This is a genomic window from Mesorhizobium sp. B2-8-3, assembly GCF_006440815.1.
In the GTDB taxonomy this organism is placed as follows: domain Bacteria; phylum Pseudomonadota; class Alphaproteobacteria; order Rhizobiales; family Rhizobiaceae; genus Mesorhizobium.
In genome coordinates this window covers 26,417-46,387 of the sequence record NZ_VFTW01000011.1, presented here as the reverse complement: position 1 = coordinate 46,387, position 19,971 = coordinate 26,417, and the positions used below count along the sequence as shown (strand labels likewise).

Genomic DNA, 19,971 nt, shown 5'->3' with positions numbered 1-19,971 from the left:
GCGGTTTACGGTGCATTTCTCGATCAGGGGCCGGCGCGGCAGCCGGAAAGCCCGGGCGCCGCCAGGCGTCCGGGCTGTTCGCAAGGATAACGCGGTATCAGTTTTTCGCGGCGGCGGCCTTTTCGATAAGGTCGGCGACCGCCTTGGGGTTGGAGACGTAGACGGCGTGGCTGCCGGCCACTTCCACCGTCGTCGCCTTGGCGCGGCTGGCCATCTGGCGCTGCGCCGGCGGCGGGATCATGTGGTCGTCGGTGGCGACGAGGTACCATGACGGCTTCACCTTCCAGGCCGGCTGGGTGACCTTGCCTTCGAGCGCCGCCACACCCCACGGAACCTGCGAGTCGGCCATGAAGGACGCGAGTTCGGGCTTGACGTCGGCGGCGAAGGAGGCGGCGAACTTCGCCTTGTCCAGCATCAGGAAGCCGTCGACGGGCGGCAGGATCGGGGGCACCGGAGCGCCAGCAGGCGGGTTGGCGATCAGCGAGGAGACCGACTCGCCGGCGTCCGGCGCGAAGGCGGCGATATAGACGACGCTCTTCACCTTGGGATCGGTGCCGGCTTCCGACACCACGACGCCGCCATAGGAATGGCCGACCAGGATGACGTCGCCCTTGGCGGCGGCGATGGCGCGCCTGGTGACGGTGACGTCGTCGGCCAAGGAGGTGGTCGGGTTCTGGACGATGGTGACGTCGTAGCCGTCCTCCTTCAGCTGCTGGTAGACGCCGTCCCAGCCCGAGCCGTCGACGAAGCCGCCATGGACGAGGACGACGGATTTCGCTGGCTCGGCCTTGGCCGCGAAGGTTGCCGATGCGGTTGCGCCGAGAGCGAGCGCGGCGGAAGCGATGATTGCTGCGGTGGTCGACATTTTGAGTTCTCCTGTTTCAAAGTTGTTTGCGTTGCTTGCAGGAGGACTATGCGACGGCGCGGCCGGGCTCGCTTTCAGGCGGCCTTCAGGACTTCTTGATTTTCCCTTGAGATCGCTTTGATTTTGCGTGCCCGACGCGATTAGAGTGTCCCATATTCACGGCGCGGCCCGGAGCAATTGATTTTGGCGTATCATTTCGAGGACTTTGCACTGGACGGCGACCGGCGCGAATTGCGCCGCGGCAGCGACCTGATCGCCGTCGAGCCGCAAGTGTTCGATCTTCTGCAATATCTGATCCGCAACCGCGACCGGGTGGTGAGCAAGGACGACCTGGTCGACGCCGTGTGGCAGGGCCGCATCGTTTCCGACGCGACTTTGGCCAGCCGCGTCAACGCTGCCCGCAATGCCCTCCAGGACAGCGGCGAGCAGCAGCGGCTCGTCCGAACCATCCTGCGCCGCGGCTTTCGCTTCGTCGGCAGCGTGCGCGAGGAAGGCGGGGCGCAGCCGCTCCCTTCGGCAGAGGAGCCGCCCTGCCCCGAGCCTTCCGCCCGCCCGTCGATCGCCGTGCTGCCCTTCCAGAACATGAGCGGCGATCCGGAACAGGATTATTTCGCCGACGGCATGGTCGAGGACATCATCACCGGTCTGTCGCGTATCCGCTGGCTGTTCGTCATCGCGCGGAATTCGAGCTTCACCTACAAGGGCCGCGCTGTGGACGTGAAGCAGGTCGGGCGCGAGCTCGGCGTGCTTTATGTGCTGGAAGGGTCGGTGCGCAAGGTGGGCAACCGCGTGCGCATCACCGGACAGCTCATCGATGCCGAGGACGGCAGCCATCTGTGGGCCGAGCGATACGATCGCGACCTCACCGACGTGTTCGCGCTGCAGGACGAGATCACCATCTCCGTGGTGGCGGCGATCGAGCCCAACCTGCGCCGGGCCGAGATCGAACGCGTCAAGCGCCAGCGGCCCAACAGTCTCGATGCCTACGACCTTCTGCTACGGGCGCTCCCCGCCGTCTACACTTTCATGCCGCAAGGTGCGGCCAAGGGCCTGCCGCTGCTCGACCAGGCTCTGGCCATCGAGCCGACCTACGCACTCGCCCACGGCTTTGCCGCCTGGGCACACCAGACCCTGTTCATCCGCGGCGGTCTCAAAGCAGAGCATCGCGACAGGGCGGCCCGCCACGCCCATGCGGCGATCGAACATGGGTCGGGCGACGCCATGGCGCTGGCCTTGGCCGGCTTCACCATCGGTCTGGTCGAGCATGACCGCAGGCTTGCCGACGAGGCGTTTGCCGCGGCGCTTTTGCTCAGCGCCTCCTGCGCCTTCGTCTATGCCTTCGGCTGCGTGCCGGTGGCCTATGGCGGCGATGCGGCACGTGCCATCGCCTGGTGCGAGCAGGCGATGCGGCTCTCGCCGCTCGACGCCATGAGCTGCGTGCCGCAAGGCATTATCGGCTTCGGCAATTTTCTGTCCGGCCGGCATGAACAAGCCATCATTGCCGGCCGCCGCGCGGTAGAGATGACCCCGGGCTTCAGCATCCTGCATGGCTGGCTAGCGGCGCCGCTGGCCAGGGTCGGGCGGATCGAGGAGGCAAAGGCCTCCGCCAGGCGGCTGATGGCGCTCGATACGCATTTCACGATCAGCGGCTGGACGGCGGCCGTCGGGATTGCGCCTGGGATTATCGATGAGGTGACGGACGCGCTGCGGCTCGCGGGGCTGCCGGAATAAGCGGTGGAGCATGGACACTCTTGGCCCGACCGAGCTCAGGCTGATGCAGGGCGGCGACCAGGACGTGACGGCGCTGCGGCCGGAACTGCTCAATGGCGATGCGACAATCGGCGAATTGGCCTGGGTCTGGGCCAAGGATTTCGATACGCTCAGCCCCTTCTGGCGGCATCGGCTGTGGTTCATGGATGGGCGGCTGGCGGCATGGGGATGGGCCTGCCTGCCCCATCGGGTGCCGCGCGGCGACGGCACCTTGCACGAGGTCGAGACCGCCAATCTGATCTGGCAGACGCATCCGCACCGCGCCGCGATGCTCGGGGAAATCCTCGACTGGCACGATGAGGTCGCGGGCGTCGCGCTTCAGCGAGGCGGCGTTCGAGCGCGTGCGGCGGACCTGGCCGTGCCGGGGCGACCTGCATGTGCTCATCGCCGCGCCCGACGACACGCTGGCCGCCACCGCGATCATCTGGCTGGACGAGACGACGCGGACCGCCGAATTCGAACCGGTCGGCACGCATCGCGATTTTCGCCGGCGCGGACTGGGCACCGCCTTGCAATTGCACGGCATGCGGCTGGCGAAAGCCGCGGGCGCCACGCGCATGTTGGTCGCCTGCCGCGGCGCCCCGGCGGATCCGGCCGCCCGGTACATGTATTACGGCGTCGGCTTCCGCCCGATCAGCCGCGACCTGCCGCAGGTGAAGGTGGTCAGATAGCGGCTTTGTTTTTGCGAAGGCCGATGGACCATCGGAATTGATCGGCATGGCACGGCGCGAGAAAAACCCTATCGTGTTTGTGTGACCGGCAAGCCAATCGGAGCCCCAACCCATGACCCTCACCAATCGAGACATCGTCGAGCTGACCGAATGGCGGCGCAAGCTGCATCGGCAGCCGGAAATCTCGAACGAGGAGGAGAAGACGGCGAGCGAGGTCGTCGCCTTCCTCGCCGATACGGCGCCGGACAAGGTGCTGACGGGGCTCGGTGGCCATGGCGTGGCGGCGGTCTATGACAGCGGACAGGCCGGGCCGACGGTGCTGTTCCGATCGGAGCTCGACGCGCTGCCGATCGAGGAGCTTTCGGGCGTCGCGCATGCCTCGCAGGTGCCAGGCAAGTCGCATATGTGCGGCCATGACGGGCACACCGCGATCCTGGCGGCGCTCGGCCGTCAATTCGGGCGCGAAAGGCCGGCACGCGGCCGCGTCGTCTTGATGTTCCAGCCGGCCGAGGAAACCGGCAACGGCGCGGCCGGCGTTGTCGCCGATCCGCGCTTCGGCGAGATTCAGCCTGATTTCGCGTTTTCGCTGCACAACCTGCCGGGCGTGCCGTTCGGCGAGGCGCGGCTGAAGGCCGGCACCGTCAACTGCGCCTCGCGCGGCATGCGCATCGTGCTCGAGGGCAAGACCGCGCATTCCTCGATGCCGGAAACCGGCACCTCGCCGATGCCGGCGGTGAGCGAGCTGATGCCGGCGCTCCCAGCGCTCGGGCGCGCGACCTTCACTGATGAGGATTTCGGCATGGTGACCGTCACCCATTGCGCGATGGGCGAAGCCGTGTTCGGCATCGCGCCCGGCTATGCGGAAGTGTGGGCAACGCTGCGCACCCGCCGCGACGACCGCATGGCCGAACAGGTCGCCGCCGCGGAAGCGCTTGCGGCAAAAATCGCCGCCAGGCACGGCCTTGCCGTGCGCTTCGACTATCACGAAATCTTCGTCGCCAGCGTCAACGCGCCGGACGCGGTGGAGCATCTCAACCGCGCGCTCGACGAGGAAGGCGTTTTACGCAGCGAAGAGACGCTGCCGATGCGCGCCTCGGAGGATTTCGGCATTTTCGGCCACAATGCCAGGTCGGCAATGTTCTTCCTCGGCGCCGGCGAGCGAACCCCCTCGCTGCACAATCCCGACTATGATTTCCCCGACGATCTCATCCCGATCGGCTCGCGCATCTTCATGCGCACGGCGCGCAATCTTTTGGGTTGAGCGGCGCGCCAAAGATGGCCTGCCCGATCGACGTCAATCACCATGCCATTTAGTGCTGGCTCCGCCGCCGACTTCTTCGCCCGCGACGCGGTTGTCGTGGCACGCGCGCTGATCGGCGCGAGGCTCGAGCTCAGTGGCGTCGGCGGCATCGTCGTCGAAACCGAGGCGTACCGGCCCGACGACCCGGCCTCGCACAGCTTTCGCGGCCGCACGCCGCGCAACGCGCCGATGTATGGCGTGCCCGGCACCGCTTACGTGTACCGCTCCTACGGACTGCATTGGTGCCTGAACGCGGTGTGCCTGCCGGGCAGCGCGGTGCTGATCCGCGCCATCCAGCCGCAATCCGGTATCGCCGCCATGCGCGCGCGGCGCGGAATGGATGACGAGCGGCTGCTCTGCTCAGGCCCCGGCAAGCTTTGCCAGGCGCTGGGCATCGACGGCTCGCACAACCGGCTGCCGCTGACCGCGCCACCTTTCGAATTCGCCCGTTCCGAAGCCGACCCGGCCGCGATCCTTGCCGGTCGCCGGATCGGCCTGACCAAGGGCGTGGAAGCCGAGTGGCGCTTTGGCCTCGGCGGATCGGCCTATCTCAGCCGCAGGTTCTAAACTTCACTGCTGTCGAAAAGGAACATCTGAACGCCCGACTCGTCAGGTGCGTAAAGCCGGCGATCAGCGCCCGCCGCTTTTCCTTCCGGGCTCGCGAAACCCTTCTTCCTGGAGTCGAGATCGTCGAAATGCAGCATCCCGATCAGGTAGACGTCGGATGGTCCGGCCAGCACCGTGATAGGCCCGCGGCTGACCTCGTATTTCCTGAGATCCGGAATTTTCTTGGCAAGCGGTATGCGCGTCTCGAAATAATGCTTGTCGAACGCCTGCGCGTCCGCCGGCTGCTTGTAGATGACGATCATTCCAGCCATTGCGGTTCTCCTTTTTGCGGTGGACGAACCAAGGACGAAATGGCGGGCGGAAATGGAACGGGGCGTTGAAAAGAATCCGGGAACCGGGCTCGAAGTGCGACGATGCGGCCCTCGGTCCTTCCATTCGCTTTCGAGCCGTCTCGCTTGTGCGAAGACGCGTTCCGTGTAGTCTTCGCCCTAAATTAGCAGAGACTCAAACAATGAGAATTGCGGTGATCGTCGCGCTGAGCGCGGCAGCGGCTGGGTGCGTATCCTCCCCAGTCGACTATGGCGCCTCGCTTCCCCAGCAGGATCCGAAATGGGCGTCGCCGGAATGCCAGCAGGCCCGCAAGGCGGCCTCGGATTACGCCACCCGCGAGAAGCAGAACCCCGGCTGGGGCTTCGGCGTGCTGGTTGGCCCCTACAGCATGGGGCTCGTCGCGGCCGCCAAGGAGCACGAGCAGCAGCAGCGACGGCTGCTCGCCCGCCAGATACACCTGCAGTGCTCGAGCCAGCCGCTGCCGAAGGAACTGGATTTCGATCCGTCGACCTACGCGCCGAAGAAGACGCATTATCCGTAGGCGGTGGGCCGCGGCCCGGTTTCTACCGCGGCCGCTCCGCCGCGCCCTCCCCGTCGAACGCGTAGGTGAGGATCGCCACGCCCGTCGCGGTCGATACCAGGTCCGACAGCTTCAGCGCCGACTGCGCCTGCCCCGGCTCAAAAAGGCGCGAGCCTTCCCCCAGCACCAGCGGGTGGACCATCAGCACCAGTTCATCGATCAGCCCGTGCCGCATCAGCGCGCGCAGCAGCTTGCCGCAGCCGAACATGACCAGCGTCTTGTCGTGGCCTTGCTTGAGCGCGCGCACGGGCTCCCCGGCATCGCCGGCAAGCAGCGTCGAATTCTCCCAGCGCGGTTCGTAGCCGGCGTCATGCGAGGCGACGAATTTCTGCGCGCCGGTCAGCGCCCTGGTCATCGGACTGGCTGGCTGGCGGACAGCCCAGGCTTCGTGAAGATCCTCATAGGTCGTCCGGCCGGCGAGCAGCGACCAGCCGCCGGCCATGGCGCGTCCGATGACCTCCTGCATCTGCGGGTCGCTGCCCGCAATGCCCCAGCCGCCATGCGCAAAACCGTTGCGCGTGTCTTCATCGGCGCGCGCCGGCGCCTGGAAGACACCGTCCAGCGTCAGATGCTCGATGGCGACGATCCTTGCCATTTCAGCCTTCGCTCCATGCTTTCAGCAGCGGCCCGTCGCCGCCATGGACCGGATCCTTGTCCGGCCGGCCGACCTTCGGGATGGTGCGCAGCGCCTCGCCGTGCTGCTCCGGGCCCCGGCACAAATCATAGGTGCCGAAGGGCGGATAGGCGCCGACCACCAGAAGATCGGCCGAGGCGGACAGGCGCTGGTGGCCGGTGCCGGCCGGCAGCACCGCCACGTCGCCCGCCTTCACCTCCAACACCTTGCCCTTATCGCCGCCGAAGCGGACCTCGGCGGCGCCGCGCGCGATGCCCAGCACCTCGTGGATGCGCGAATGATAGTGGACGAAGCCGTAGATGCCGTCTCGCCAGCTGTCGCCCCAGCCATTGGCGCCGAAAATATCCTCGAAGACGGCCGCCGGATCGGCGTCGTCCGGCAGTTGCACCGCGCCGGGATAGACGAGCATCGGCCAGCGCGGATGGTTGGGCACCAGCCCGTCATCGGCAAAGTGGAAGGCGAGAGATTCCTGTTTGTTGACAGATTGTGCCATCCTTGCGGCTTCCTGCATGGTCTTAATCGGACCTAACGGTTTTCCGCGGGTTTTGCTCCGGCCAGTCCGAGGAGGTCACAATGGCTGCGTTTCGTCTTTCGGCAATCGGCCTTTTTGCATCGGCACTTGCCTTTACCGCCGCTGCCGCCGGCAACGCCACGGCGGCGGCTGCGCAGGATCTCCACAAGCTCTGCCGCCAGGTGAAGAACGACGACACGGTCCGCCCCTATTCGCACGCGCTTCACGCCGGCACCGTCAAGGCGTTCAAGAAGCTGTTTCCGGAGGCCAAGAGCGCGCCGCAGGAATCGGAGCTTGCGACGCAAGCCAACTATCGCTGCATGAACGGCAAGCTGCTGGCCTGCTTCGTCGGCGCCAACCTGCCCTGCGCGAAGATGAACGCCGCGCGCGACAATCCCGGCGCGGACGAGTTCTGCAGGACCAACCCGAATGGCGACGTCGTGCCGGCTTTCGCGACGGGACACGACGCCGTCTATGCCTACAAATGCGCGGCTGGCAAGGCGGTGATCACCGGCCAGCCATGGGTGCTCGACAAGCGCGGCTTTGCCACCAAACTGTGGGCCGAAGTGCCCCGGCATTGACATGCGCGGGTCCTGGGCCCGACTGCCGAGGGCTCGCGGCCACCTGCCGGCGAAACCTAGACCTCGAGCATGACCTTGACGGCGCGGCGCTCGTCCATCGCGCGGTAGCCTTCCGCCACCTCGGCCAGCGGCAGCTTGAGGTCGAAGACCTTGCCGGGCTTGATGCGGCCTTGCAGCACGCGCTCCATCAGGTCGGGCAGGAAGCGGCGCACCGGCGCCGGGCCGCCCAGCATGCGCTTCTGGCCGAAGAACAGGCGCTGGCCGTCGAAGCTCACGCCATGCGGCACGCCGACATAACCGATCGTGCCGCCGGGCCGCGAGCAGGCCAGCGCCTGGTCGAAGGATTCTCCCGTGCCGACGCATTCCAGCACCGAATCCGCGCCGACGCCCCTGGTCAGCTCCTTGATGCGCGCAATGCCTTCCTCACCGCGCTCGGCCACGATGTCGGTGGCGCCGAATTCGCGCGCGAGTTTCTGGCGGCTTGCATGGCGGCTCATGGCGATGATGCGCTCGGCGCCCATCTCCCTGGCCGCGAGCACGCCCATCAGGCCGACCGCGCCGTCGCCGACGACGACCACCGTCGATCCTTCGCGCACCTCGGCCGCATCGGCCGCGTACCAGCCGGTGCCGAGCACGTCCGACACGGCCAGCAAGTCAGGGATAAGCTCGACCGGCGGAACCTCGGAAGTCGCCACCAGCGTCCCATCGGCCAGCGGCACGCGGGCGTAAGGCGCCTGGGCGCCGCTCATGAACTCGCGCTGCTCGCAGGAGGACTGGAAGCCGAAGCGGCAATGCGGGCAGGTGTTGTCGGAGAGGCAGAAGGAGCCGACGACGAACTGGCCGGGACGGACATTGCGCACCTCGCTGCCCACCTCGACCACGATGCCGCAATATTCATGACCCATGTGCTGCGGGCCGTCGACCGGCTGCAGCCCGCGATAGGGCCACAGGTCCGAGCCGCAGATGCAACTGGCCGAGAGCTTGATGATGGCGTCCGTCGGGCGCAGGATTTTCGGATCGGCGACTTCCTCGCAGCGGATGTCGCCAGGCTTGTGAAGAACGGTTGCGAGCACTTGCTTTCCTTTCGTTCAATCAGACAGGGTCGGGCAGGAAGCTCAGGCGCCGTAATCGGCGTCGCTGACGTGTTCCAGCCAGTCGACGACCTTGCCGTCCTTGACCTCCTGGAGGGCGATGTGGGTCATGGCGGTTGCAGGGGACGCGCCATGCCAGTGTTTTTCGCCAGGCGCGAACCAGACGATGTCGCCCGGCCGGATCTCCTCGACCGGGCCGCCCTCGCGCTGCACGCGGCCGAGGCCGGAAACGACGATCAGCGTCTGCCCGAGCGGATGCGTGTGCCAGGCGGTGCGGGCGCCGGGCTCGAAAGTCACCTGCGCGCCTTGCACCCGCTCGGCGTCGAAGGGATTGAAGAGCGGATCGATCCGCACGGTGCCGGTGAACCAACTTGCCGGACCCTTGCCGGAAGGCCGCGTGCCTGCGCGAAGAATGTCCATGGTAATCTCCTTTACGTCGTCAAATGCGTTCGATGTGAAGAGGGAAAGCGCCGCGACCGTGCAAGGCCTCCTGACCCTCGTCGAAGCGGCCGAGCCTGATCAGCCCGGGATGGCGATAATCGGCGTAGAACATCGCCAGATTGCCCCAGGGCACGAATAGCAAAGATCATAGGGCTGCTCGTTGCCGAATGGACCGCTGGCCTCCTCGGTCAGCTTGCGCGGCAGGTAAGCGATCTTCTCATTGTGCGCGTAGTCCTCGATCTTGAGATCCAGCGGCAGCATCGAGAAGAAGTCCCGCGCCGACGGATTGTCGTGGAGCGTGGCGGTCATGGTCCGGCCATCGAACGTCATCCTGATCCTCATGTCGGTCGGCTCCTGGTTGGCCGGGTTCCTGCCCTGTTGGCTGTTGGCCGGCCGCGGCACGACCACGGTTGCAAGCGCGGCGCAGAGCAGCGTTCGCCGGCTGACCGGTCGTCGCGTCATCGATGGCTGCTCCCGCGCGCTGTCGCCGCGGCGGCAAGCAGCGCCGAACCGAGAAGCAGCACGGCGCCGAGCGCGAATGGGCTCCACCAGCCGGCCGCGTCGAACAGCAGCCCGCCCGCGAACGCGCCGAAGGTGATGGCGAACTGGATCAGCGCGACCTGCAGCCCGCCGCCCGCCTCGAGATCGTGCGGGATCACCCGGGCCATCCAGGTGTTCCAGGCGACGGGAATCGGCGTGGTGAACAGGCCCCAGGCGATCAGCAGGGCGGCGGTCGCGATGGCGAACGGGCCGAGCGCGATCAGCAGCAACGCGATGATCGCCAAAACCGTCGGCAGGCCGACCAGCACCACGCCAAGATGCGTGCGAAGAATGAAGCCGACGAGCGACGCGCCGACAAGGCCGGCGAGCCCGAGGCCAAGCAGCACCAGCGACAGCGTATTCACCTCCAGGCCGGTGACGCCTTCGAGGAAGGGGCGAAGATAGGTGGAGAGCGCAAACTGGCCCATGAAGGCGAGCGTGGTGGCCGCCATGCCGATGGCGAAGACGCGATTGCCGAGCAGGCCCAGCATTTTGCCGACCGAAGCCTGCTCACCCGCTGGCATTTTTGGCAGGACGGCAAGTTGCCAGACGATCGCGAGGAGGCCGATCGGGACGACGATGAAAAAGGCGCCGCGCCAGCCGATCAGTCCGCCGAGAAAACTTCCGAGCGGCGCCGCGATCACCGTGGCAAAGGCCGTTCCTCCCTGCAGCATGGCAATTGCCCTGGGCAGGTCGGAGCCAGGCACGAGGCGGGCCAGGATAGCGGTGGACAAGGACCAGAAGCCGCCGATCGACACGCCGATCAGGGCCCGGCCGAGCATGAAGACGAGATAGTTCGGCGCGAAGGTGATCGCCAGGCCGGAGACCACGAGGATGGCCGTGTAGAGGACAATGACGGTCCGCCGGTCCAGCCGCGACAAGAGCGCATTGCCGAACAGGCTGGCGAGGACCGCGAAGAAGCCGGAGACGGAGATCGCCTGGCCGGCCTGCCCCTCGGAGATGGCTAGCTCATTGGCAATGGGGGTGAGCAGGCTGATCGGCATGAACTCCGACGCCACCAGCACGAAGGTGAGCAGCGACAGACATGTCACCGCTCCCCAGGCGCTGGGCACTTTCCCCACTTGGGCTTTCGCCAATTGGCTGTCGTAGGTCGTATCCATGTGCCGCGGCTCGCCGTCGAGCCCTCCAGTCATTTCGCTGGCGGCTATATAGATCATCGACACTATCCGGATTAGCCATTGCAATCTGCATGAACTTATCCATTCTTGATATGAATTGACGAGTGGTGGCCACGAACCGCCACAGCTTGAACGAGCGGTCGAGCCGGGATGGTGCCCATGCAGCGCGAGGATCTGAAGGATTTGCTGTGGTTCCTGACGGTGGCCAGGGAGCGCAGCTTCACCAGGGCGGCGGCCGAGCTCGGCACGTCGCAATCGACGCTCAGCCATACCATCAAGCAATTGGAGGCGCGGCTCGGCGTGCGGCTGCTGACCCGCACGACGCGCAGCGTAGCGCCCACGGAAGCAGGCGAGCGGCTTTACGAATCGCTCGTCCCGCGGTTCGAAGGCATCGAGTCCGACCTGTCGAGCCTGGTCGCCTTCCGCGACAGGCCCGCCGGCACGGTGCGTATCACACTGTCGGACCATGCGCTGCGGATGGTTGTCTGGCCGAAGCTGCAGCCGATGCTGCGCGACTATCCCGACGTGCGCGTCGAGCTCTACAGCGACAACGGCATGCGCAACATCGTCGAGGAGCGCTTCGACGCCGGCGTGCGGCTCGGCGAGAACGTCGACAAGGACATGATCGCGGTGCGCATCGGCGCCGACTGGCGGCTGGTGGCGGTGGCTTCACCGGACTATTTTTCGCGCCGTCCCATCCCGAAAGCACCGCAGGACCTGGTCGCGCATGACTGTATCTGCCTGCGGCAGACGACATTCGGCGGGCTCTATGCCTGGGAGTTCGAGAAAAAGGGCCGCGAGCTCAGGGTGCGGGTGGAGGGCCAACTTACCTTCAACACGACCATCCCCATGGTCGACGCCGCGCTGAACGGATACGGCATAGCCTATGTCCCGGAAGACCTTGTCAGCCAGCATGTGGCCGAGGGCCGGCTGAGGCTCGTGCTCGACGACTGGGGCCTGCCCTTTCCAGGCTACCACCTCTATTACCCAAGCCGGCGACAGCTCTCGCCGGCGATGGCGGTGGTCGTCGCGGCGCTTCGGCATCGCGTTTGACGGCAGAACGTCTTGGTCGTTTCCGCCGGCTGGACCAGCCGGACGCCCGGCATTTGCCCCGGCCCTCCAGATCACTGTCGTCAGCGGCAATTAGCTGTTCGTCGCCGACCGCATATAAGCATTTCCCGTTGCAATCTCCGGAAGAAGAAGGTTCATTAAAATTTCCGGGGAGAATAAAATCGTGCATAGGGGTGTGGTGCGGCTTCTTCCGAAGCCCAGGGTTTCTATATTCATTTGCGGTTGTGGGCATACGGGATCGACCTTGCTCGCCCGGATACTGGCTGCCCATCCGGATGTCTTCGCCATTCGACGCGAGACAAGCGCTTTTGTCTCCAACAGTGGCGCGCGATGGACCAAGCTAAGCCTGGTCTTATTGCAGGCGGCCATTTCACGCCGCAGCGTCTGGGTCGAAAAGACTCCGAACCATATCCACTATACAAGGCAGATCACCGAGACGATCCCGGGCGCGCGCTTTATCGTCGTCACGCGCGACGGCAGGGACGTCGTGGCGTCGCTCGGGCAGCGTTACGAGGGCGATTTCGACAAGGCCTTCCAAAGATGGATCGCCGACAGCAAGGCCTCGATGCTTCGCGTCGAAAAGGGCGAAAGCATCCTATGGCGCTATGAGGACTTCATCGAATCGCCGGCGCTTTCCATCGAACGGCTGTGCCGCTTCATCGGCGTGGCTTTCGATCCGGGCATTCTGAACTATCACGAGCAGCCTGTTGTATGGGGGCGGGAAAAGGCGGTTCGCACGGCGCATTCCGCTCGCCGGCACGCCCAGGTGAACCAGCCGATCACCGATTATAGGGGCGGCTGGCGATCCACGCTGCCGACGGAAGTGGCTTGCCGTTTCGACGCTGGCGAAGCGCGGGAAATCATGGACTATTTCGGATACGCGCAGGCCGAGCATTCGGGTGATGTCGATCACCAGACCTAAGCGTAGTCGAGGAGCGACCGTTTGATCAGCGCGGGAGCAACCGCGAGACCTTGAGCCGCGGCGCGAAGAAGCAGCGCAGATAGGGCTGGTTGGTTATGACGTAATGGTTCTCGCAGATATGGTAGCGGCCGTCCGGCGATTCCTGCACGCGCTCTCGCGGGATGCTGAAACCTTCGGGAAGATAGACATAGCCGCCGTCGGCCCTGGATTGCACGGCAGACTCCGGTATGGGGCGGCAATCCGTGCCGCCACAGCATTTGAAGTTCGTTACCGGGTCGACCTTGTTTTCGTACCAGTCATGGGCGTTGGCGCCTGTCGCGGCGCCAATCCACATGGCTGTGACGATGACCCTTCGCATGGCATTCCTCGACGAAGCGGAGGCGCTGCTCATTCAAGCGTCATCTATATTGGCGTTCCGCCGGAAACGCCATTGCCCGGCGAAGGCCTGGAAAGCGACGCCGGCCCTTGCGGCGGCGATGGATGAGGCCAGATCCTCAGACAGAGGTCCGGCCCTGCCCGCTCACACCAGCCGCTGCCCGCCGTCGATGTGGACGGTCTCGCCGGTCATGAATTCGTTCTGCATCAGATAGAGATAGGCGGGCGCGATGTCGGCGGGTTTGGCGATCTTTCCCGCCGGGATACGCGCGCCCATCTGCTCGAAATAACCTAACTTGGCCTCGCCGACGATCTCGTCCCACATTTCGGTATCGACCCAGCCGGGCGAGACGATGTTGACGCGGGTCGGCGCGAGCTCCAGCGCCAGCGCGCGGGCGAAATAGCTGAAAGAGCCGGCGACCGCCGAGACCACCGAGCCGCCCGGGACCGGCGGGCGGTCCTTGTTGATGCCGGAAGTGAAGATCATCGAGCCGCCTTTGTTCAGCGTGCGCACGGCATGCTTGGCCAGCATCACCGCGCCGATCAGCTTGCCGTCGACGAAGCCGCGTACGAAATCCATGTCGGTCTCGCCGATCGGATCATTGGGCGGTGGCGTGCCGGCCGTCGCGACCAGATGATCGAAGGCGCCGGCTGCCTCGAACAAGCCGGACACCTTGGCCTCATTGGCCATATCGGCGGCGATGCCAGTCACGCGCCCTGCCCCGCCGAGCCGCTTTTCGGCGGTCTTCAGCTTTTCGGCCGAACGGCCGACGATCACCACCTCCGCGCCGCTTGCAAGCGCCGCGGCCGCGACGCCGAAACCGATGCCGGAGCTGCCACCGACGACAATGAGCTTCTTTCCCGTGAGACTGGCCATAGGTCTTCTCCGTTCTTCAATTGCGGGATGTTCAGGCGTGGGCGGCCGCGATGTCGGCGAGGATGATCTTCTTCATCGAATACATCGCCTGGCGCGCCCGGCCGGCCTTTGCGCGATCCGGGTCGTTCATCAGCCGCAGGGCTTCGCTGGGAATGACCTGCCAGTAGACGCCGAACTTGTCCTTCAGCCAGCCGCAGGGCTGCTCAGAACCGCCGTCGGCAGTCAGCGCGTTCCAGAAATAGTCGGTCTCGGCCTGGTCCTTCGTCCCGATGTAGAGCGAGATGCGCTCGTTGAAGGGCGGCACGCCGCCGGCATTCAAAGCGGTAAAGCGCTGGCCTTCCAGTTCGAAGTCGAAGATCGCGTGCGGCTTGTCGGTGAACTCGATGGTCCGCAGCGCGCGACTGTTCCTGAAAACGGACAGATAGAAATCTCGCGCGGCTTCGGCATCGAGATTGAACCAGAGGAAGGGATGAACGGTGGCCATGGTGTCCTCGCAGGTTTGATCTGAAGTGAGCGTTGATCACAAATTCTGTGAGGATTTTTGGCTGGAAAAAGCTCGACGGACAAACCAAAGTTTGGCAAGGATTTGTTACCAACACTCACAAATCGATCTGGCCATGACCCGCAGACTGCCGCCGCTCAATGCCCTCCCGGCCTTCGAGGCTGCCGCCCGGCACCTGAATTTTTCCAGGGCCGCGGACGAGCTCAATCTCACGCATGGCGCCGTCAGCCGGGCGATAAAACATCTGGAGGAGCAGCTCGGCGCGCAGCTCTTCGAACGCGCCACGCGCTCGGTGCGGCTCACCCCGGTCGGCGAGCCTTATGCGGCTGCCGTGCGCGAGACGCTCGACCAGCTCGCGCTGGCGACGCAGACGGCGACCTCGCGCCATTCGGGTTCGACGCTGAATGTCAGCACCTCGGACGGCTTCGCCGGCAAATGGCTGGTGCCGAGGCTCTACCGTTTCCACCGCGCGCATGGCGACATCGACGTGCGCGTCTCGACCACCGGCAAGCTGACCAATTTCCGCGGCGACGGCATCGACGTCGCTATCCGTTATGGCGGCGGGCATTATCACGGGCTGACGTCGGAATTCCTCACGGGCGAGGAGGTGTTTCCCGTCTGCAGCCCGAAGCTCTTGGAGGGTCCGCATCCGCTCAGGACGCCGCAGGACCTCAGGCACCACACGCTGATCCGCGACGGCTACCGCATCGACTGGGCGACGTGGCTTGCCAGCGCCGGCGTCGAGGGCATCGACCCGAACAGCGGCCTCACCTTCGACTCCGCCACCTTCGCGGTGGAGTCGGCGGTGCAGGGCGAAGGCGTGGTGCTCGGCCGCACCATGCTGGTTTCCGCCGATCTCGCCACCGGCCGGCTGGTGCGGCCGTTCGACCATGCGCTGAAAGCGGTCTCCAGCTTTTACCTCGTCTACCCGCCGGAGGCGATCCGCCAGCGCAAGGTGAAGGCGTTTCGCGATTGGCTGTTTGAGGAGATCGGGCCGGGCTGAAGCAAAGGCTTGCCAAAATCCCAGCCTTGCGAAGACGTGCCGATTGCGCGATGTTGCACAACCATGGCTGGCGAGTATCTGGACCACAAACTGGAATGCCCGTTTTGCGGCACCATCCGTTTGCAAATTCCGGCCGATGCTCAACCCGAAACGGCGATCCATTGCGCCGAGTGCGGCAAATATCTCGGCTCATGGGATGAGCTTCAAACCGATTTCGAGCTTCAAGGCGGCACGGACGGCGTATTCCGGCTGGATAAGGGGCGCATCCAGAAGCTCAATTCCAGCCAATGACCAGCCGCTGCTGACGGAGCCCATGGGGCTCAGACCGGAAAGCGCCCAACAGGGCAACCGACGGCATGGGCGGGGGGCGTTGGGGAGCCGTCGGTTACCAGCACGAGGGGCCATGGAATCAGAAAATGCGCAGGCCCTGGCACAATAATGCCAGTTCTTTGCGTTCATGGGAACTGGTTTCCAGCTTAAAATTCAAATGTCTATGGGAGAAAGCGCACACTCGCGATGATCTTCGTGCGGCTCCCCGCGACAGGAACCACATCGGCCGTGCCGCGTCATAGAGACAGGCTCTTGTCGCGATCCTGGAGGGACGTCGATGGTCAGGCTGCTTGGTGTCGTTGCATTGGCGCTCGCGCTTGCGTGCGGCGGGACGCTGGCAGCCAAGCTCGACCTCGCCGCCGTCAACCAGGCGCAATTCAGCGAGGGCGAGCCGAAGGGCGTCGATCCGATGGTGCTCAGGGCGCAGATCCTGCTTGATCGCGCCCGCTTCTCCCCCGGCCTGATCGACGGCCGCCTTTCCGACAATTTTTCCAAGGCCGTCGCGGCCTTCCAGGCGGCGAACGGACTGCCCTCCGATGGCAAGCTCACCCGGGAGACCTGGGACAAGCTCGCAGCGACTTTCGCCGGCCCGGTGTTGATAAACTACGAGGTCACGGCCAAGGATGTGCGCGGGCCGTTCACCAGGCGCATCCCCGCCCGCATGGAGCGGATGGCGCATCTGAAGCGGCTCGGCTATCGCAACGTGCGGGAAAAACTGGCGGAGCGCTTCCATGTCAGCGAACAACTGCTGAGGCTGCTCAATCCCAAAACCGTTTTCAGGAAGGCCGACACCACGCTGGTGGTGCCTGATATCGGCCGCGGCGACCCTCCCGCGACCGTCGCCAGCGTCGAGGTCGACAAGGGCGCCCGCCAGGTGCGCGCGCTCGATGCGTCAGGCAAGGCGCTTGCGGTCTATCCCGCCTCGATCGGCAGTGAGGAAAAGCCGGCGCCGAGTGGCGCGGCGGAGGTCAAGCGCGTCGTCCACAATCCGGCCTACAATTACAATCCGAAGTTCGCCTTCAAGGGGGTGAGGAGCAAGCGGCCCTTCACCATCGCCGCGGGACCGAACAATCCGGTCGGGGTCGTCTGGATCGATCTCACGATCGAAAGCTACGGCATCCACGGCACGCCCGATCCGGGCAAGATCGGCACGACCTTCTCGCATGGCTGCATCCGGCTGACCAACTGGGATGCCGAAGACCTCGCCGCCATGGTCAAGCCCGGGACCAAAGTCGACTTCGAGCAGGAGACGGCGCAAGACGGGCAGGCGCAATGAAATGCCGGCCGGTCGAGGCCGCCGAGCTGTAACCTGCTGCATAAATCCAGCTTATCATGACCCCCAGTTTTTGAAGACGTTACACGGGCTTTCCCCGCCTGTAGCTTCGGCGGCGCTCGTTCAACAATGATACGGTTTCGGTGGTTTGATGCAGACACATGCGCGGGTGGTGATCGTTGGCGGCGGATGCGTCGGCGCCGGTATCCTTTATGGGCTGGCGAAGCGCGGCTGGACGGACGTCGCGCTGCTGGAGCGCACGCAACTGACCGCCGGCTCGACATGGCATGCGGCCGGGCTGATCCCGTCCTACGCCCGCAACATCAATGTCGGGCGGATGATCAACAAGACCATCGAGATCTATGAAGGTCTCGAGGCCGAGACCGGGCAGCCGGTCGGCTGGCACAAATGCGGGCAGCTGCGCATCGCCAATTCCAGGGACCGGCTCGACGAATACAAGAGCTATATGAGCGTCGCCGAGGTGCAGAACATGCGGGCGCAGCTGCTGACGCCCGACGAGGCGCGCAAGCTCTGGCCGCTGCTCGACAACAAGCAAATGCTCGGCGCGCTCTATCATCCGGACGACGGCCATATCGCGCCGGCCGACGTGACGCATGCCATGGCCAAGGGCGCGCGGGATCTCGGCGCCAAGGTCTATCTCAACACCGAGGTGACCGGCTTCAAGCGGATGGCCAGCGGCGAGTGGGTGGTGCAGACCGGCAAGGGCGACATCACCTGCGAGCATGTGATTTGCGCCACCGGCAATTACGCGCGCCAGACCGGCGCGCTGCTCGGCCTCGACATCCCGGCGATCCCGATCCTGCATCAATACTGGATCACCGAAGCCGTGCCGGAGGTGGTCGAGCGCAAGCGCGCGGGCCGGCCCGAGATGCCGATCCTGCGCGACGAAGGTTTTGAGGGCTATCTGCGCGAGGAAGGCGACGGCTTCATGTTCGGGCCTTACGAGCGCACCGAACACCTGAAACTCTTCGCGGAGGATGGCGTGCCGTCCTGGTTCGGCGCCGACCTGCTGGAAGAGGATTTCGACGCGGTGGCGTGGAACTGGGAACAGGCGCTGCAGCTCGTCCCGGCGCTCGGACGTGTCGGCATCAAGGCCAATGTGCGCGGCCCCTTCCAGATGACGGCGGACGAGCTGCCCTTGATGGGTCCGGCCTGGGGCCTGCCCAATGTGTGGCTGGCCGAGGGCGTGCCGGGCGGCATCCTGTGGGGCGGCACGATCGGATATTATCTGTCGGAGCGGATCGTCGAGGGAAGCAACAGTATCGACACCTCCGATCTCGATCCACGCCGCTTCGGCGACTACGCCAACAAGGCTTGGACGCGCGAAAAGGTGCGCGAGGCCTGGGGCACGCATGCCGAGCAGAAATATCCCGGACAGGACATGCCCGCCGCGCGGCCGCAAAAGACCGCGCCCTCCTATGACAGGCTGACCGAGCTCGGCGCCGTCTGGGGCGTGCTCAATGGCTGGGAGATGCCCAACTGGTTCGCGCGCGACGGCGTCGAGGCCAAGGACCAGTATAGCTGGCGCTGGACGCCGAAGGGCAACCTCGTCGGCGAGGAGGTGCTCGCGGTGCGCAACGCCGTCGGCCTGGTCGAGATGACGCCGATGACCAAGTTCGAAGTGTCGGGACGAGGCGCGGCCGCCTGGCTGGACCGGATCATCGCCAACCGTCTACCGGCGGTCGGCAAGGTGGCGCTGGCGCATCAGCTCACGGCGAGCGGCGGCGTGCAGGCGGAATATATGGTGGCGCGCCTGGGCGATGACCTGTTCTACCTGATCTCGACGCCGCGCGCCGAGCGCTGGAATTTCGACGACCTCACAAAACTGCTTCCCACCGATGGCAGCGTGAAGCTGACAAACGTCACCAACGATCGCGGCTGTTTCACGGTCGTCGGACCGAAGGCGCGAGACGTGCTGCAACCTCTCACCGAGATCGACCTTTCCAACGAAAGTTTTCCGTGGTTCGGCGTCAAGACCGGCAATGTGGCTCTGGCCAGCGCCGTGCGGCTGCTGCGCGTCAATTATGAAGGCGAGCTGGGCTGGGAGCTCTACCATCCCCTGCCCTATCAGCGTCAATTGCTCGACGCGATCCTGAAGCAAGGCGAGAAGCACGGCATGCGGCTGGTCGGGCTGCATGCGCTGGAGTCGCTCAGGCTCGAGAAATCCTATCGCGCCATGTACCGCGACATGAATCCCGAGCTCAACGCGCTGGAGAGCGGGCTGGAGCGTTTCATCCGCCTCGACAAGGGCGACTTCGTCGGCCGCGACGCGGTGCTGAAATACAAGGAGCGCAACGACCAGCGCCGCTCGGTGACGCTCAGGATCGACACCGAAGGCGCAAGCTCCCTTGCCAATGAAGGACTCTACAGCGACGGCGCGCTGGTCGGGCGCATCACGTCGGGCGGCTACGGCTATGCGCTTGGGCATGACGTGGCGCTGGCGCTGCTGCCCGAGCGGTTTTCGAAGCCAGGCACCAAGCTCGACGTCGCGATCCTGGGCGACTGGAAGATCGCCGAGGTGATCGCGGATTCGCCTTACGATCCGACCTCGGCCAGGGCGCGGATGTAATAGGCGGG

The 19,971-nt window shown here is 65.2% G+C and carries 22 protein-coding genes and 1 pseudogene; 12 read left to right on the top strand and 11 right to left on the bottom strand.

The window, feature by feature from the left end:
- Window positions 1-97: 97 nt before the first annotated feature.
- Window positions 98-865 (bottom strand): alpha/beta hydrolase, encoded by a 768-nt coding sequence (locus FJ418_RS17735; RefSeq protein ID WP_140644910.1) that lies wholly within the window; start codon window positions 863-865, stop codon window positions 98-100.
- Between the two features lie 183 nt (window positions 866-1,048).
- Between FJ418_RS17735 and FJ418_RS17730 the strand changes: the two genes are divergently transcribed.
- The 4 genes from FJ418_RS17730 (at window position 1,049) to FJ418_RS17715 (ending at window position 5,173) form a co-directional block, all read left to right on the top strand.
- Window positions 1,049-2,596, top strand: coding sequence for a winged helix-turn-helix domain-containing tetratricopeptide repeat protein (locus FJ418_RS17730; protein ID WP_140867707.1), 1,548 nt, complete (start codon window positions 1,049-1,051; stop codon window positions 2,594-2,596).
- 335 nt (window positions 2,597-2,931) lie between these two features.
- Entirely contained in the window at window positions 2,932-3,306 is a 375-nt protein-coding gene (locus tag FJ418_RS32185) for a GNAT family N-acetyltransferase (protein ID WP_210243153.1), read from the top strand.
- A 112-nt stretch (window positions 3,307-3,418) separates the two neighbouring features.
- Entirely contained in the window at window positions 3,419-4,567 is a 1,149-nt protein-coding gene (locus FJ418_RS17720; RefSeq protein WP_140867704.1) for an amidohydrolase, read from the top strand.
- A gap of 42 nt (window positions 4,568-4,609) precedes the next feature.
- Window positions 4,610-5,173, top strand: a complete 564-nt coding sequence (locus FJ418_RS17715) for a DNA-3-methyladenine glycosylase (RefSeq protein ID WP_140658495.1) — start codon at window positions 4,610-4,612, stop codon at window positions 5,171-5,173.
- Here FJ418_RS17715 and FJ418_RS17710 read toward each other — a convergent pair.
- The gene (locus tag FJ418_RS17710; protein ID WP_246683089.1) at window positions 5,170-5,475 is read right to left on the bottom strand and encodes an EthD family reductase; all 306 of its coding nucleotides are present in this window, start codon (window positions 5,473-5,475) and stop codon (window positions 5,170-5,172) included. The genes FJ418_RS17715 and FJ418_RS17710 overlap by 4 nt on opposite strands.
- A 209-nt stretch (window positions 5,476-5,684) precedes the next feature.
- Between FJ418_RS17710 and FJ418_RS17705 the strand changes: the two genes are divergently transcribed.
- Window positions 5,685-6,044 (top strand): hypothetical protein, encoded by a 360-nt coding sequence (locus FJ418_RS17705; RefSeq protein WP_140644915.1) that lies wholly within the window; start codon window positions 5,685-5,687, stop codon window positions 6,042-6,044.
- Window positions 6,045-6,066: 22 nt separating this feature from the next.
- Here FJ418_RS17705 and FJ418_RS17700 read toward each other — a convergent pair whose 3' ends face one another.
- Window positions 6,067-6,678 carry a dihydrofolate reductase family protein gene (locus FJ418_RS17700; protein WP_140867698.1) on the bottom strand — a complete coding sequence of 204 codons (612 nt, stop codon included), beginning with the start codon at window positions 6,676-6,678 and terminating at the stop codon, window positions 6,067-6,069.
- Between the two features lies 1 nt (window position 6,679).
- Entirely contained in the window at window positions 6,680-7,210 is a 531-nt protein-coding gene (locus FJ418_RS17695; protein ID WP_140867695.1) for a cupin, read from the bottom strand.
- A gap of 80 nt (window positions 7,211-7,290) precedes the next feature.
- Here FJ418_RS17695 and FJ418_RS17690 point away from each other — a divergent pair, with 80 nt between their 5' ends.
- Complete coding sequence (locus tag FJ418_RS17690) at window positions 7,291-7,809, top strand: hypothetical protein (RefSeq protein ID WP_140786023.1); 519 nt, start codon at window positions 7,291-7,293, stop codon at window positions 7,807-7,809.
- A gap of 56 nt (window positions 7,810-7,865) precedes the next feature.
- Here FJ418_RS17690 and FJ418_RS17685 read toward each other — a convergent pair whose 3' ends face one another.
- The 4 genes and pseudogenes from FJ418_RS17685 to FJ418_RS17670 all read right to left on the bottom strand — a co-directional run bounded on the left by FJ418_RS17685 (window position 7,866) and on the right by FJ418_RS17670 (window position 11,002).
- Window positions 7,866-8,882, bottom strand: coding sequence for a zinc-dependent alcohol dehydrogenase family protein (locus tag FJ418_RS17685; RefSeq protein WP_140854905.1), 1,017 nt, complete (start codon window positions 8,880-8,882; stop codon window positions 7,866-7,868).
- 42 nt (window positions 8,883-8,924) lie between these two features.
- Window positions 8,925-9,320, bottom strand: a complete 396-nt coding sequence (locus FJ418_RS17680; RefSeq protein ID WP_140854903.1) for a cupin domain-containing protein — start codon at window positions 9,318-9,320, stop codon at window positions 8,925-8,927.
- A 19-nt stretch (window positions 9,321-9,339) separates the two neighbouring features.
- Window positions 9,340-9,803 (bottom strand): annotated as a pseudogene (locus FJ418_RS17675) (cyclophilin-like fold protein).
- The gene (locus FJ418_RS17670) at window positions 9,800-11,002 is read right to left on the bottom strand and encodes an MFS transporter (protein ID WP_140867909.1); all 1,203 of its coding nucleotides are present in this window, start codon (window positions 11,000-11,002) and stop codon (window positions 9,800-9,802) included. Before FJ418_RS17670 ends, FJ418_RS17675 begins: the two are co-directional and overlap by 4 nt.
- Before the next feature lie 177 nt (window positions 11,003-11,179).
- Between FJ418_RS17670 and FJ418_RS17665 the strand changes: the two genes are divergently transcribed.
- Both FJ418_RS17665 and FJ418_RS17660 read left to right on the top strand, forming a co-directional pair.
- Window positions 11,180-12,073 (top strand): LysR family transcriptional regulator, encoded by an 894-nt coding sequence (locus FJ418_RS17665; protein ID WP_140867692.1) that lies wholly within the window; start codon window positions 11,180-11,182, stop codon window positions 12,071-12,073.
- Window positions 12,074-12,254: 181 nt separating this feature from the next.
- The gene (locus FJ418_RS17660; protein ID WP_348643108.1) at window positions 12,255-13,013 is read left to right on the top strand and encodes a sulfotransferase; all 759 of its coding nucleotides are present in this window, start codon (window positions 12,255-12,257) and stop codon (window positions 13,011-13,013) included.
- 25 nt (window positions 13,014-13,038) lie between these two features.
- Here the strand turns inward: FJ418_RS17660 and FJ418_RS17655 are convergent, their stop codons facing one another.
- From FJ418_RS17655 to FJ418_RS17645, 3 genes are all read right to left on the bottom strand, one after another.
- Window positions 13,039-13,371: a hypothetical protein gene (locus tag FJ418_RS17655; protein ID WP_140658475.1), complete on the bottom strand. Its 333-nt coding sequence runs from the start codon at window positions 13,369-13,371 to the stop codon at window positions 13,039-13,041.
- 162 nt (window positions 13,372-13,533) lie between these two features.
- Window positions 13,534-14,265, bottom strand: coding sequence for an SDR family oxidoreductase (locus tag FJ418_RS17650; protein WP_140867686.1), 732 nt, complete (start codon window positions 14,263-14,265; stop codon window positions 13,534-13,536).
- A gap of 31 nt (window positions 14,266-14,296) precedes the next feature.
- Window positions 14,297-14,749 carry a VOC family protein gene (locus tag FJ418_RS17645; RefSeq protein WP_140867683.1) on the bottom strand — a complete coding sequence of 151 codons (453 nt, stop codon included), beginning with the start codon at window positions 14,747-14,749 and terminating at the stop codon, window positions 14,297-14,299.
- A 133-nt stretch (window positions 14,750-14,882) separates the two neighbouring features.
- Here FJ418_RS17645 and FJ418_RS17640 point away from each other — a divergent pair, with 133 nt between their 5' ends.
- From FJ418_RS17640 to FJ418_RS17625, 4 genes are all read left to right on the top strand, one after another.
- Window positions 14,883-15,770, top strand: a complete 888-nt coding sequence (locus FJ418_RS17640) for a transcriptional regulator GcvA (RefSeq protein WP_140867680.1) — start codon at window positions 14,883-14,885, stop codon at window positions 15,768-15,770.
- Window positions 15,771-15,833: 63 nt separating this feature from the next.
- On the top strand, window positions 15,834-16,061 hold the full coding sequence (locus FJ418_RS17635) for a hypothetical protein (RefSeq protein WP_140867676.1): 228 nt from the start codon (window positions 15,834-15,836) through the stop codon (window positions 16,059-16,061).
- A gap of 316 nt (window positions 16,062-16,377) precedes the next feature.
- Complete coding sequence (locus FJ418_RS17630) at window positions 16,378-17,376, top strand: L,D-transpeptidase (protein ID WP_140867673.1); 999 nt, start codon at window positions 16,378-16,380, stop codon at window positions 17,374-17,376.
- Window positions 17,377-17,524: 148 nt separating this feature from the next.
- Window positions 17,525-19,963, top strand: coding sequence for an FAD-dependent oxidoreductase (locus FJ418_RS17625; protein WP_140867670.1), 2,439 nt, complete (start codon window positions 17,525-17,527; stop codon window positions 19,961-19,963).
- Window positions 19,964-19,971: the final 8 nt, after the last annotated feature.